General features: G+C 70.6%; 13 protein-coding genes and 1 tRNA gene. All 14 read right to left on the minus strand.

All coding sequences use genetic code 11. The features are described from left to right. On the minus strand, window positions 1–1,243 hold a 1,243-nt coding region (locus HYV93_13095), incomplete at its 3' end, for an ABC transporter substrate-binding protein (protein MBI2526906.1). 106 nt (window positions 1,244–1,349) lie between these two features. Continuing rightward, a complete protein-coding gene (locus tag HYV93_13100; protein ID MBI2526907.1) occupies window positions 1,350–2,210 on the minus strand; it encodes an ABC transporter permease in 861 nt (286 codons plus the stop codon). Window positions 2,211–2,251: 41 nt separating this feature from the next. After that, entirely contained in the window at window positions 2,252–3,199 is a 948-nt protein-coding gene (locus HYV93_13105; GenBank protein ID MBI2526908.1) for an ABC transporter permease, read from the minus strand. Window positions 3,200–3,368: 169 nt separating this feature from the next. Beyond that, the gene (locus HYV93_13110; GenBank protein ID MBI2526909.1) at window positions 3,369–3,833 is read right to left on the minus strand and encodes an AroM family protein; all 465 of its coding nucleotides are present in this window, start codon (window positions 3,831–3,833) and stop codon (window positions 3,369–3,371) included. 285 nt (window positions 3,834–4,118) lie between these two features. Further along, window positions 4,119–4,194, minus strand: a tRNA-Ala gene (locus tag HYV93_13115). 52 nt (window positions 4,195–4,246) lie between these two features. Next, window positions 4,247–5,059, minus strand: a complete 813-nt coding sequence (locus tag HYV93_13120) for a slipin family protein (protein MBI2526910.1) — start codon at window positions 5,057–5,059, stop codon at window positions 4,247–4,249. 11 nt (window positions 5,060–5,070) lie between these two features. After that, complete coding sequence (locus HYV93_13125; protein ID MBI2526911.1) at window positions 5,071–6,399, minus strand: nodulation protein NfeD; 1,329 nt, start codon at window positions 6,397–6,399, stop codon at window positions 5,071–5,073. Between the two features lie 40 nt (window positions 6,400–6,439). After that, window positions 6,440–7,315 carry an agmatinase gene (gene speB, locus HYV93_13130; GenBank protein ID MBI2526912.1) on the minus strand — a complete coding sequence of 292 codons (876 nt, stop codon included), beginning with the start codon at window positions 7,313–7,315 and terminating at the stop codon, window positions 6,440–6,442. Between the two features lie 90 nt (window positions 7,316–7,405). Then, a complete protein-coding gene (gene sufS, locus HYV93_13135; GenBank protein ID MBI2526913.1) occupies window positions 7,406–8,623 on the minus strand; it encodes a SufS family cysteine desulfurase in 1,218 nt (405 codons plus the stop codon). A gap of 5 nt (window positions 8,624–8,628) precedes the next feature. Next, window positions 8,629–9,006, minus strand: a complete 378-nt coding sequence (locus HYV93_13140) for an iron-sulfur cluster assembly scaffold protein (GenBank protein MBI2526914.1) — start codon at window positions 9,004–9,006, stop codon at window positions 8,629–8,631. A 4-nt stretch (window positions 9,007–9,010) separates the two neighbouring features. Next, complete coding sequence (locus HYV93_13145) at window positions 9,011–10,054, minus strand: hypothetical protein (protein ID MBI2526915.1); 1,044 nt, start codon at window positions 10,052–10,054, stop codon at window positions 9,011–9,013. Between the two features lie 334 nt (window positions 10,055–10,388). Then, a complete protein-coding gene (locus HYV93_13150; GenBank protein MBI2526916.1) occupies window positions 10,389–11,477 on the minus strand; it encodes an XdhC family protein in 1,089 nt (362 codons plus the stop codon). Window positions 11,478–11,484: 7 nt separating this feature from the next. Then, window positions 11,485–12,627, minus strand: a complete 1,143-nt coding sequence (locus HYV93_13155) for a VWA domain-containing protein (GenBank protein ID MBI2526917.1) — start codon at window positions 12,625–12,627, stop codon at window positions 11,485–11,487. Between the two features lie 29 nt (window positions 12,628–12,656). Beyond that, on the minus strand, window positions 12,657–13,547 hold the full coding sequence (locus HYV93_13160; GenBank protein MBI2526918.1) for a MoxR family ATPase: 891 nt from the start codon (window positions 13,545–13,547) through the stop codon (window positions 12,657–12,659). Window positions 13,548–13,553 lie beyond the last annotated feature (6 nt).

A 13,553-nucleotide genomic window follows, 5' to 3' on the forward strand; every position in this document is an offset into this window, starting at 1 on the left:
GGTTGCCCTTCTTGATATAGACCGACCACTCCTCGACGACGAGCTTCACCTCGAGGCCGAGCTGCTTCCACGCCTGCTGCGCGTAGAGTGCCACCTGCTCGCGGACGGGGTTGCCCTTGTCCACCATCAGCTCGAAGGCCAACCGCTTGCCGCCCTTCTGGAGAGTGCCGTCGGGGCCGGGCTTGAATCCCGCCTCCGCCAGCAGCGCCTTGGCGCGGCCGACGTCGTAGGCATACGGCTTGAGGCTGGCGTTGAAGAACGGCCCGAACGCCCGGGCGTAGGGGCTGCTGGCCACCGGCGCATCGCCCTTCACGACGCGCTGGACGAGCAGCCCACGGTTCAGCCCGTGGATCAGCGCCTGCCGGACCAGGCGGTCGGTGAAGGGCCAGCGCGTGTTGTTGAAGGAGATGTTGAACGTGGACGGCAATTGCGTCACCTTGAAGCTGAGCTGCGGCGCGCGCTCGAGCGTCTCGCGATGGACGGACTCGACGACGGCCAGGTCCAGCTCGCCGGTCCGGAGTTGCGCCACCACCGTGTTGATGTCGGGGATGACCTTGAACACGATGGTGCGGAGCTTGGGACGGCCGTCATGGTAGTCAGGGTTGGCGTCGAGAGTGATGTGCGAGCCCTTGACCGCTTCCTTGAACTTGAACGGCCCCGTGCCGACCGGCTTCTGCGCGAAGTCCGAGAGGTCGTTGAGGTCCTTGCCCTCCAGGAGGTGCTTCGGCGCGATGACGACGTTCCACGCGAGCACGATGGGCAGCGACGCGAACGGCTGACCGAAGACGATGCGGACCGTCGCGTCGTCGACGATGTCCACCCGCTGCAGCCCCTTCAACGCGCTCCGGAACAACGCCTTGACCTTGGGGTCGACGATGCTCTCGAGCGTGAACTTGACGTCCGCCGCGGTGAGCGGCTTGCCGTCGTGCCACTTCACGCCACGCCGCAGCTTGAACTCCCACACCTTGGCGCCCTCGAGCGCCTGCCACGAGGTGGCGAGATCGCCGACCGGCTGGAGGTCGCCCGGACGGTAGCGTGTCAGGGTCGAGAAGACGACCTTGAGCACCTGCGTCGTCGGCAACTGCTGGGGCTGCGTGAATGGATTCAGCGTCACGTCGCCGATGATGGAGATGCGGAGCACGCCGGGCGGCCCTTGAGCCTCAGCAGGCGTGACCAGGGTGCCGGTGATGACCGCGAACGCCAGGGCCAGGGTCAGACATCGCGACGATGGTCGATAACTCATGTGATCCCTTTCGTTGGTGAGTGCGCCGCGTCCTCGATGATCTGCGCGGCGATGTTGCGGGCAATCTCCCCCGGGCTTCCACGCTGCCGGCGGAGTCCCAGCGGCATCACGTTCCCGCGTGCCGCGGATCGAGCGTGTCGGACAGCGCGTCGCCGAGCGCGTTGTAGGACAGCACGGTCAGCATGATCGCCGCGCCCGGGTAGAGGGCGAGACTCGGGGTCTTCCAGACGTAGTGCTGGGCGCCGGTCAGCATGTTGCCCCACGTCGGCGTCGGCGGCTGGACGCCGAGGCCGAGGTACGACAGCGCCGACTCGGTGAGCACGGCGTACGCGACGCCGAGCGTCGCCGCCACGATGAGCGAGGGCAGCGCCTGCGGCAGCAGGTGCCGCAGCAGGATGCGCGTGCGGCCCACGCCCAGGGCGCGCGAGGCGACCACGAACTCCTGCGGCAGCGTCCGCAGCACCTCGGCGCGGACCACGCGAGCGACGACCATCCACCCCGTCGCCCCGATCACCAGGACCACGTTGACGATGCTCGAGCCGAAGACGGCCAGTACGAGCAGGGCCAGGAAGAATGTGGGCACCGTCAGCATGCCGTCGGTCACGCGCATGAGGATCACCTCGACGATCCCGCCGGCCATGCCGCTGATGCCGCCGAGTGCGGTGCCGATCGCGATCGCCAGGACCATGGCCGACAGCCCGACCGCCAGGGACGTCCGCGCGCCGGCGATCAGCCGGGAGAGCACGTCGCGCCCGGTCTCGTCCGTGCCCAGCAGGTGCTCGCGCGACGGCGGGGCCATCTGATTCAGGAGGTCGATGAACTCCGGTTCGTAAGGGACGATCCACGGCGCCAGCGCGGCGGCCAGGTGCACCACGATGAGATAGCCGAGCGCGGCGACTGCCAGCCGGTTGCGGCGAAACCGGCGCCAGGGGTAGTCGGCGCCCCGCTCGCCCCGTGCCTCCGGCAGCGCGGCGCGCGGCGTCTCGGTGTCGATCCCGCCGGGCCCGCTCACCTGAGCGTGATCCTCGGGTCCACCACGCCGTAGAGCAGGTCCGTCACCAGACTGCTCGCGACGACGAGCCCCGCCACCAGCAGCGTCACGCCCATGATCACCGGATAGTCGCGCGTGATGGCCGCATCGACCGCCAGGCGTCCGAGTCCAGGCCAGGCGAAGATCGTCTCGGTGATCACCGCGCCGCCGAGGAGCCGGGGGACGAGCACGCCCAGCACTGTCAGCATCGGGATGAGCGCGTTGCGGAGCGCGTGCCGCGCGAGGAGCGAGACCTCCGGCAGACCCTTGGCGCGCGCGGTGCGGATGTAGTCCTGCGCGAGGACGTCCACCATGTTCGAGCGCACGTAGCGGGTGAGCTGCGCCAGCGGGAAGGTCGCCAGCACCAGGGCCGGCATCACGGTGTGGGCCAGCAGGTCCCCCACCGCGAAGGGCGTCCCGACCGTCACCATCCCCGACGAAGGGAGCCAGCCGAGCTGCACCGAGAAGACGATGATGAGCAGGATCCCCAGCCAGAAGATCGGGACGGAGACGCCGGCGAACGCCACCACCGTCGCGACGTAATCGAGCCACGAGTAGCGGTAGACGGCGGAGATCGTCCCGAGCGGCACGGCCAGCACGACGGCGACGACGAGCGCCGTGCCCGAGAGCAGCAGCGTGCTCGGGATCCGCTCGGCCACGAGCTGCGAGGTCGGCAGGCCGTGCTGGTAGGAGCGGCCGAAGTTCCCGCCGAGCGCGTTGCGGATCCAGCGCCCGTACTGGACCGGCAGCGGGTCGTCGAGGCCGAGCAGGCCACGCATCTCCCGCGCGACGCCGGGGTCCATGTCCGGCTGGTTGAGCAGCGCGGGCCCGCCGGGCGCGGCGTGGACGATGACGAAGATCGCCACGCTCACCACGAAGAGCACGACCACGCCATGGAGCAGCCGGCGGAGAAGATACGTCCGCACGACGCGGGATCGAGGCTAGTGTCCAGGCTCTGAACCCACGCTGACGATCACGCGGCGGGGCCGACGCGGCGTTCTCAGCATGAGGTCAAAGAGGGACACCCGCCCGTGTCATTCACGCACGCAGCACCCACCGTTTGCCACCCCGTCCGCGGTTCATGAATCGTGCGCCCTAGGTCGCGGCCGGAACGCATCCAGCCGCGAGCAGCTCGTCGATGACGCGGGCCAGGATCGAACGGGCGAGGACGGTCGGGCGGCCGGTGACCTCGACGACGATCTCGCGCATCGCTTCGTCCATGCCGACGCAGCTCATCCACACGAGGTCGGCGCGCGCGGCGGCGAGGATCTCCGCCGCTCGGCGCACGTCGTCGAGACGCTGCTCGCCGGTATAGGGCGAGGCCGACGTCACCACCGCCTCGATGCCGCGCTCCGCGAACTGCCGGTGCGCCTGCTCGATCTGTCCGGCCGAGGGCTTGATGACGCCGAGCCGCCGTCCACCGGCCAGCGCCGAGATGATCGCGGGGAAGACGCGGCCGGGGTTCACGACGAGGACGTCGGAGCGGCGTCTCGGACCCGTCGCGAAGCCGGGCGGCGATGCCGACCTCGCCAGGCCCCGGGCCGAGCGCTTCGATCTCACGCCGGCGGAGGTCATCCAGCGCGCCAGCCTGCAAGACCTCGACCGGACGCGTGAAGAACGGGGTCATGAAGGGTACGAGATCGTCGCGCGGCGCTTGACCCACAGTCACCATCCCGATGCGGTCCATGGCTGACTCCTCCCCCGACCCCGGGACCCCGCGAATGATATCTACGCTCTGCCGATGACGACCGGCTCTTGACTCGGCGTCACGGCCCGGGCAGCCATGGCGCGGGGCGCCGGCGGTCTCCGCTCCCGCTCGCGGCGCCCCGCCGCCTGCTCTTCGGATGGTGGAGGGTAAGGGATTCGAACCCTCGACCTCGGCGTTGCGAACGCCGCGCTCTCCCAACTGAGCTAACCCCCCCTGGACAGCCTCCGTATTCTACCCACGCAGGGGGGACATCACAAGCAGCGCGTCACTGGCCAGCCGGGATCCCGGGGGCCGGTGGCGGCTGCGCAGCCTTGAAGGCGTTGACCACCGCGCCGAAGAGCTCCATGGGCAGCGGGAAGAACGTCGTCGTGTTCCGCTCCGAGGCGATCTCCCTCATGGTCTGGAGATACCGGAGCTGGATGGCGATGGGATAGCGCGACAGCACGTCTGCCGCCTCGGAGAGCTTCGCGGCGGCCTGGAACTCTCCGTCCGCGTTGATCACCTTGGCGCGCCGCTCGCGCTCGGCCTCGGCCTGCTTGGACATGGCCCGCTGCATGTCCTGCGGCAGGTCGACGTTCTTCACCTCCACGGCTGCGACCTTGATGCCCCACGGCGTCGTGTGCTCGTCGATGATGCGGGTGAGCTGCTGGTTGATCTTGTCCCGCGCGGCGAGGAGGTCGTCCAGCTCCTGCTGCCCCAGCACGCTCCGGAGCGTCGTCTGAGCGATCTGGGAAGTCGCGTAGAGGAAATCCTCGACGCTGATCACGGCCTTCGCCGCGTCGAGCACGCGGAAGAAGATCACGGCGTTGACTTTCACGGAGACGTTGTCGCGCGTGATCACGTCCTGCGGCGGCACGTCCATGGTGATGGTCCTGAGGCTCACCTTGACCATCTTGTCCACGAACGGGATCAGCAGCACCAGGCCCGGCCCGGAGCCGTCGCCGCCCGGATTGAGCACGGCGCTGGCGCGACGGCCGAAGCGGAAGATGACCCCCCGCTCGTACTCCCGGAGGATCCGCACGGACGAGCCGACGACGAAGAGCACGATCACCAGCACCGGCACGATCCCGAAGATCATCTCGAAGCCGCTCATGTGCGTGTCTCCTCACGGTCCCGCCGCGGGTTGGCTGCCCTGACCACGTGGAGCGTGAGCCCCTCCACCGCCGTGATCCGTACCGTCTCGCCCACCGCCACGGGCCCGTCCCGCGTCACGGCGTGCCACAACTCGCCCTGCACGAGCACCTGTCCCTCGGGATCGAGCGCCGTCCGGGCCACGGCCGCCTCGCCCACCATGCCCGCAGCCCCCGTGCTGGGCTGCCGGTACAGGGCCCGGACACCGTAGGAGAGCGCGAAGATGAAGAGCCCTGCCGTGCTCCCCACGGTCGGGACGATGACGTACCACGAGATGCGGATCCCCGTCTCGGGAGCGTCGTAGAGCATCATCGAGCCCAGGATCATGGCGACGATCCCGCCGATGGAGAGCACACCATGGCTCACGATCTTGATCTCCGCGATGAGGAGCGCCACGCCGAAGAGGATGAGCAGCAGGCCCGCCCAGTTGATGGGCAGGCTCTGGAAGGCGAAGAAGGCCAGGATGAGGCTGATGCCGCCCAGCACCCCGGGCAGGATCACTCCGGGATTCGACAGCTCGAAGAACAGGCCCAGCATCCCGATCATCATGAGGATGTAGGCGATGTTCGGGTCGGTGATCAGCGCCAGGAAGCGGTCGCGGAAGCGCACCTCGATGCGCTTCACCGGCGCCTCGCGCGTCTGCAGCGTGACCGGACCCCGGGTGGTCTTGACGGTCCTCCCGTTCGCCTTTGCCAGGAGATCCGGGATGTTCTCGGCGACGAGGTCGACCACCCGGAGCTTCACCGCCTCGCGCTCCGTGGCCGATACGGAGGTGCGCACGGCCTTCTCCGCCCATTCGACGTTGCGCCCGCGCTCGGTGGCGATGGTGCGGGCGAAGGCGGCCGCGTCGTTCTCGACCTTCTTCATCATCTCCTTGTCGCTGCCGCCACCCACGGCCACGGGGTGCGCGGCCCCGATGTTGGTGGCCGGCGCCATGGCGGCCACGTGACCCGCCATGGTGATGAAGACCCCGGCGGAGGCCGCGCGCGCGCCGGTGGGGCCGACGTAGACGATGACGGGGATCTCGGACTTGAGGATGGCCTGCACGATGGAGCGCATGGAGCGCTCGAGCCCGCCGGGGGTGTCGAGCTGGACGATCAGTGCCTGGGATCGCTCCGCCTGGGCCCGCTCCAGCGCGCCGGCGACGAGGCGCACGGTCACGGGGGTGATGGCGCCGTCCACCTCGAGGAGGGAGACGGGAGCGGGAGGCGCCGCAAAGCCGGGCAGCGGTCCCAGCGCCACGGCCAGCCCGAGCAGAACAGACCCCCACAGCAGGCCTCGCCTCATGGCCGCCTCCCGCCGCTCATGATAGCACGCGGCAGCGCGGCTACCGGCCGAGGGCGAGCACCGACAGGAGCTCGAAGAGCAGGTTGGCGGCCAGCAGGCTCGTCACCTGGCCCGGCCCGTCGTAGGGGGGCGAGACCTCCACGACGTCGGCGCCGATCAGCGGGAGCGCGCGCAGGGCACGCACGAGCACCAGCGCCTCGTACGCGCTGAGCCCACCCACCTCCGGTGTGCCAGTGGCGGGTGCGTAGGCGGGATCCACCGCGTCGATGTCGAAGGAACAGTAGACGGGCGCGCCGCGCAGCCGCTCGAGCCGCCCGGCGACCGCCGCCACGCCGCGCTCCTTGACCTCGTCGATGCGCACGACTTCCAGCCCGTGCTCGGCGTGAAAGTCGAAGTCGCCCGGCCCTCGCAGCGGGCCCCGGATGCCGATCTGCAGCACTCGGCGGCCATCCACGAGCCCCTCTTCGACCGCCCGCCTGAAGGTGCTGCCGTGGAAGTGGCGGGAGCCACCGTACTCGTCCCAGGTGTCGGGGTGCGCGTCGAAGTGCACGAGACCCAGCGGCCCGTGCTGCCGCCGGAGCGCCCGGAGGATGGGCAGCGTGACCGAGTGATCGCCGCCCACTCCGAGCGGGATGACCCGGGCCGCCGCCAGCCGGTCCACTTCCAGCTCGATCGCCTCGAAGGTGCGCTCGATGGAGATGGGGGCCACGTCCACGTCCCCGTAGTCCGCTACCCTCAGCCGCTCGAAGGGGGACACCCCGAGCGCGGGGTTGTAGGTGCGGATCAGCGAGGACTGCTCCCGGATGTGGCGCGGGCCGTGGCGCGCCCCCGGCCGGTAGGATGTGCCGCCGTCGTAGGGAAGCCCGACGATCGCCACGTCCAGCGCGGCCGGGTCCCGCAAGTAGGGCAGCCGCATGAAGGTCGCCGGCTGGCCGAAGCGAGGCGAGTGAAGCGCGTCCCGCGGCGCCGGTCGGCCCTCGTCCACGTTGCCCTCACCCGCCTCGCGTCACAGCTCGGCCTGGAGCGTGGACACCGCTCGAGCGAGGCACTCCACCTCGCCGGCGGTGTTGTAGACGGAGAAGCTCGCCCGGAGCGTACCGACGATTCCCAGGCGCCGCATCAGGGGCTGGGCGCAGTGGTGCCCCGCTCTGACGGCGATCCCCGACTCGTCGAGGATGGCCGCGCCGTCATGAGGGTGGATGCCCGCGACGTTGAACGCCACCACGGCCCCCCGCGGCTCTGCCGCCGGCGGGCCGTAGAGCGTGACGCCGGGGATGGCCGCCAGCGCCTCCTGGGCGAGCCGCGTCAGCTCCTGCTCGTGGGCGGTCACGCGCGGCATACCGAGCTTGCCGAGATATTCTACCGCCGCCGCCAATCCCACCGCCTCCGAGATCGGTGGGGTGCCGGGCTCGAAGCGCCATGGCAGGTCGTTCCACCGGGCGCGGTCGATCCACACCTCCTTGATCATCTCTCCCCCGCCCCAGGCGGGCTCCAGCCGCTCCAGCACCTCGTGGCGCCCGTAGAGCACGCCGATCCCCGTCGGCCCCAGCATCTTGTGCCCCGAGAAGGCGTAGAAGTCGGCGCCGAGCCCGGGAAGGTCCAGCGCCAGATGGGGCGCGGCCTGGGCTCCGTCCACGAGCAGAAGGGCGCCCGCTGCATGGGCCGCTTGCGCCATGTCCGCCACGGGGTTGACCGTGCCGAGGACGTTGGAGACGTGAGTCACGGCCACGATGCGGGTGCGCCCGCCGAGGAGTCGGCTGAAGGCGTCGAGGTCCAGGTGACACCCGTCCGACACTGGCACCGCCCGGAGCGCGACGCCCCGATCGCGGCAGACCAGCTGCCACGGGATCAGGTTCGAGTGGTGCTCCATCTCGGTGACCAGCACCTCGTCGCCCGGCGCGAGCGTGCGCCCCATGACCTGGGCCACCAGGTTGATCGCCTCCGTCGTCCCGCGGGTGAAGACGATCTCCTCGCGGGCGCGCGCGCCGATGAAGGCACGGACGGCGTCGCGGGCACCCTCGTACAGCTCCGTGGCCTCCTCGCCCAGCGTGTGGATGGAGCGGTGGACGTTGGCGTGGCTCTGCTCGTAGTAGCGCTGGATGGCCTCGATCACCTGGCGCGGCTTCTGGCTGGAGGCGGCGGAGTCGAGGTACGCGACGGGGTGGCCGTGCACCATGCGGGACAGGATGGGGAAGTCGGGCCGGCAGCCCTCGCCCAGGGTCATGGCGCTCATCGGGGGGGCGGCGTCTCCCCGCCCGAGAGGGCGGCCTGGAGGACGGAGATGGGGAGGGTGACGCAGCGCATCCGCGTGGGACGGATCTCCGCCTCCAGGCGCTCGAGGACGGCGGCCGCCGGGACCGCGGCCGCCTGGTCGGTGGCCCGGCCCACCACCATCTCCAGCAGCACGTCCGCCGAGGCGGCGCAGATGGCGCAGCTGTCGCCGTGGTGGCGGGCATCCGACAGCGTGCCGTTCACGATGCGGCACTCGATGCGGATCCGATCCCCGCAGAGGGGATTCACGTCCTCGAAGGCGCCCTGGGGCTCCGCGATCCGGCCGCGGAAGCGCGGGTGACGGAAGCGGTCGCGGATCACCGTGCTGTAGACCACGGCGCTACTCCGGCAGCTCGCCGCGCGCCGCCGTCTTGCGGTACGGCGGGAAGCGAAAGGCGCTGTCCTGTGACAGAAGACCTCCGAGGCCGAGAGCGGCCAGCTGGGCGTTGCCGATGGGTTCGCCGGCGAGAAGCCGCGGCAGGATGAGGTCGAAGGTCGTGGCCTGGGAGAACATGCCGCACGTGGGCATGCCGAGTACCGGGCGGCTCATCGCCTCGCCGACGAACAGCAGGCTGCCCGGGTGCGCCGGCACCCCCACCCGCTCCATCCGCCCGCCGGCAAGCCCGATGCCGAGGAAGACCGGATCGAGCGGATCGAGCGCGCTGGCCCCGGCGACGATCACGAGCTCCGCACCGGCCTCCACCAGCGCCGTGATCTCCCCGCCCACCGCGCGCGCGTCGCCCCCCGAGTAGCGCACCGGCAGCAGACGGGAGCCGAACCAGTCCACCTTCTCCCGCAGCACCGCCTCGAACCTCGCGCGCTGGCGGGCGTCCAGGGTCTCGCGCGTGACGGCGCCGATGGCGTGCGGGGCGAACGGCAGGACTCCCAGCAGTCCGCCAGCTCCCCGCGTGCACTCCTCGACGCGCTTCACCACCTGCTCGGCGATGGCCAGCGGAATCACCTTCGCCCGGGCGACGATCTCGCCTGCCTCCACCGGCTGGAGATCGTAGAGGGTGAACACCGCGATGCCGGGCTCTGCATTGACCAGCGCGAGCGCAGCCTCGCGGACCCGCAGCAGCCCGCGATGCGCGGCGGCGAGCGTCCACTGCCCGCCGCTATAGCCCTTCACCTCGACCCCCTCCCCCACCGCCGCCTGCGCCAGCCGCGCCCCGGCCGGCTCCTCGTGCAGATCTCCAGCCTCGAGCTCGAGGAGATGCACTTCCTCCCACGGCAGGGTCAGGAGCAGCCCCGCGGCCGCGACGTCCAGGGTCTGGCCCTTGCGGATGGCGACGCGCCCCTCGCCGTCCCGCACGTCGTGACAGGCGATCCTCCCCTCCAGCGCCCCTGCCGCAGCCTCGTCCCTTCGCAGGGCCATCGGCTTCATCTAACCATCTCGCTTGAATGTGGATGACTTCGGGCTGCGGTTGGGCCTCTTCGCCCTGTCGGGCTCATCGGGGCGTCGACTCCACCGGGGCCTCTTCGCCCCTTCGGGACCCTCTCCACCTCGCCTGACCGTGGATGACTCCACCGTGCGGTTGGGCCTCTTCGCCCTGCCGGGCTCATCGGGGCGCCGACTCCACCGGGGCCCTCTCCACCTCGCCTGACCGTGGATGACTCCACCGTGCGCCCCGCGCCTCTTCGCCCTGTCGGGCTCTGTCCATCTCGCCTGAACCTGGAAGACTCCACGTTGCCCCCGGGCCTCTTCGGGCCTCCGGCCCTCATCGGGGCGCCCGGCCGACCTTCTCCGACAGGGGGAGGCCGGTGGCGCTGTGCTGGACCGCCACGACCTCGGCCATGATGGCCAGCGCGATCTCGGGCGCCGAGCGGGCGCCGAGATCGAGCCCGATGGGCACCCGCACGCGCGCCAGCTGAGCCTCGCCCAGCCCCTCCTCGCGGAGCAGGTTCAGGATCGCCGCGCCGCGCCGCGTGCTTCCCAGGAGTCCGATGTAGCCGACCTCCGTGCCCAGCGCGTGCCGCAGCACGGGCAGGTCGTACTTGTAGTCGTGGGCCACCAGCACCAGCGCCGTGCTCGGGACCAGCGGGACCTCTCGGACGAGATCCGAGGGAATGCCGATCCTGAGCTCGTCGACGTCGGGGAAGCGCTCGGGCGTTGCGAAGCGCGGCCGCCCGTCCACCACGATGGTCCGGAAGCCGAGGGTCCGCGCCAGGGCCACCAGCGGCATGGCCACATGCCCCGCCCCCACGACCGCCAGGATGGCGGGCGGCGCCAGCACCTCCGCGAAGGCCCGCACCCCTTCCAGGAACAGCGTGCGCGATGCGCCGGCACGCAGCGCCGCCCCGGCCTCGCCGGCGAAGCGGCGGTCCAGGAACGGCTCGCCGAGGCTGCCCTCGATCTCGCCAGAGTCCAGCACGAGGAGCTTGGCGCCGGCGCCGGGCGGATCGAGCCGCGTCACGATGGCGGCGCGCCCGCCGCGGCCCGCATGAGCGCGCGCCCTCTCGTAGAAGGCCAGCGTGTCGTCACCCGGGCGATCCAGCGCGACTGGCTCGACGAACACCTCGATGGTCCCCCCGCAGGTGAGGCCGATCTCCCAGGCCTCCTCGTCGCCCAGGTCGAGCTCCAGCAGTCGCGGCGCATTCCGCCCGAGCACGGCGGCTGACTCCTCGATGACCTGGGCGTCCACGCACCCCCCGATGGTGACGGATCCGAGAATCCGCCCCCCCTCGCCCACCAGCATCTGCGCTCCTTCCTTCCTGGGGGTCGTCCCACGGGTGTTGACCAGCGTCGCCAGCGCCACCCGGCCCTCCGCCCGGCGGAGCCGCGCGATGTGCTCGAGGAACTCGCTCACGGTCGGCTCACCTCAGCGTGAGATGCCCCGCGAGGTCACGCAGGCTCGCGAGGTTGTGGGCCGCGGCGAAGTGGTCCACGAGGGGCAGCGCCGCGGCCATGCCGCGCGTCAGCGGCTCGTAGGAGGGGTTGCCCAGCAAGGGGTTCAGCCAGATCAGTCGCCCTGCCTTCCGCTTGAGGGCCAGCATCTCGCCCGCCAGCGCCTCCGGCTCTCCCGTGTCCCAGCCATCGGAGAGCAGGATGACGATGCTCTGCCGGCTGAGCAGGTGCCCCCAGCCGGAGTTGAACTCGCGCAGGCTGTCACCGATTCGAGTGCCTCCGGACCAGTCGCGCACCTCGGTGAGCTGGCGGAGCGCCCCCTTGTAGGACAGGCCCCGGAGGTGCTCGGTGACGCGCGTGAGCCGCGTGGCGAAGGTGAAGGTCTCGACACGCCCGAAGACGTTCTGGAGCGCGTAGAGGAACTGGAGCAGGAAGCGGCTGTAGAGGTCCATGGAGCCAGAGACGTCGCAGAGGAGGACGAGCCGCACCTTCCGGCGCCGACGCTCCCGCCGCCTCAGCTCGACCAGCTCCCCCTTCATCACGTTGGCGCGGATGCTCCGGCGCAGGTCCACCACGCCTCCGCGCTTCACCGGGCGCCGCCGCCGGCTCATCCGCCGTGCCAGCCGCCTGGCGATCAGCACCGTCACGCGCGCCACCTCGTCGAGCTGGTCCGAGGGAAAGGAGGAGAAGTCCCGCTCCATCAGCACCTCCTGCGGGCTCGTCCCGGGAACCTCGAGAGGCTCGCCGTCCTCCGCCCCCTCTTCCTCCCACCCCTCCAGCCCGAGCGCAATCTCCTGACGTCCCCCGCTCTCGGCAGAGCCGGGGACGGGGTCCTCCTCCCGCGGCGAACCGGAGGCTGGCGCCGCACTGACCAGCCCCTCGAGCCCCTGCCCCTCCGCGGCGCGGAAGGTCCAGAAGGCATCGAAGCAGCGGTCGAAGGCTGGCAGCTCCTCGCGGCGGGCCACCAGCACCGTCCTGAGGGCCAGGCGCACCTCGCCGCGGTCGAGCACGTTCACGATCTCCAGCGCCCGGACCGCATCCATCAGCTCGGACACAGTGACCTGGAGCCCCGCGCCGCGCAGCATCCGGCCGAAGGCGAGGGTGGCCGTCATCAGGTCCCGCGGAGCTTGCACGGGACGGACTACCCCTCGACGGGCAGGAAGCGCTTGAGGCCGGCGGTGTCCAGCTCGCGCTTCACGCGCCTGATGTCCTCCGGGTCCTTGAGCACGCAGCCGAGGGTCTCTGCCACCAGGTCCTCGTCCAGGTGGTCGGCGTGCAGCGATGAGAGCGCCTGCGCCCAGTCCAGCGTCTCCGCCACGCCCGGGAGCTTGGCGAGCCTGACCGTGCGGAGCGTCTCCATGAAGCGCGAGATCTCGCGGGCCAGGCGCTCGTTGACGCCGGGCACCTTGCGCGTGACGATGCGGACCTCCTTGTCGAAGCCGGGGAAGTCCACCCAGAGATACAGGCAGCGCCGCCGGAGGGCATCCGACAGCTCACGGTTCCGGTTCGAGGTCAGGATCACGTAGGGGGGGTGCGTGGCCTTGATCGTGCCCAGCTCCGGGATCGTCACCTGGAAGTCGGAGAGGACCTCGAGGAGGAAGGCTTCCAGCTCCTCGTCGCCCCGATCGATCTCGTCGATGAGCAGCACCGGAGCCTGGCCGTTCTGCGTGATCGCCTGCAAGAGCGGGCGCCGGATCAGGAAGGGCTCGGAGAAGATCGCCGCCTCCTTGTCCTTGAGGGAGTGCGTCGTGCTCTCCTCGAGCTTGATGTGCAGAAGCTGCTTGGGGTAATTCCACTCGTACAGCGCCTGGTTCGCGTCGAGCCCCTCGTAGCACTGCAGGCGAATGAGCCGCGTGGCGAGCATGCGGGCCATGACCTTGGCGACCTCGGTCTTGCCCACCCCCGCGTGCCCCTCGATCAGGAGCGGCTTCCTGAGCGTCATGGCCAGGTGCACCGACGTGGCGATGGCCGCGTCGGTGACGTAGTCGGCGCCTTCCATCAGCTCCTCGATCCGTTTGATCTCCGCCCTCATGGCGTT

Source organism: Candidatus Rokuibacteriota bacterium (genome assembly GCA_016188005.1).
GTDB lineage: Bacteria > Methylomirabilota > Methylomirabilia > Rokubacteriales > CSP1-6 > UBA12499.

What these genes read in the sequence shown, in the direction of transcription:
- HYV93_13120 (MBI2526910.1), bottom strand. Translation starts at nt 5,059, where the DNA reads ATGATCTTCGGGATCGTGCCGGTGCTGGTGATCGTGCTCTTCGTCGTC.
- HYV93_13125 (MBI2526911.1), bottom strand. Translation starts at nt 6,399, where the DNA reads ATGAGGCGAGGCCTGCTGTGGGGGTCTGTTCTGCTCGGGCTGGCCGTG.
- speB (MBI2526912.1), bottom strand. Translation starts at nt 7,315, where the DNA reads ATGCGGCTGCCCTACTTGCGGGACCCGGCCGCGCTGGACGTGGCGATC.
- sufS (MBI2526913.1), bottom strand. Translation starts at nt 8,623, where the DNA reads ATGACCCTGGGCGAGGGCTGCCGGCCCGACTTCCCCATCCTGTCCCGC.
- HYV93_13145 (MBI2526915.1), bottom strand. Translation starts at nt 10,054, where the DNA reads ATGAAGCCGATGGCCCTGCGAAGGGACGAGGCTGCGGCAGGGGCGCTG.
- HYV93_13155 (MBI2526917.1), bottom strand. Translation starts at nt 12,627, where the DNA reads ATGACGGCCACCCTCGCCTTCGGCCGGATGCTGCGCGGCGCGGGGCTC.
- HYV93_13160 (MBI2526918.1), bottom strand. Translation starts at nt 13,547, where the DNA reads ATGAGGGCGGAGATCAAACGGATCGAGGAGCTGATGGAAGGCGCCGAC.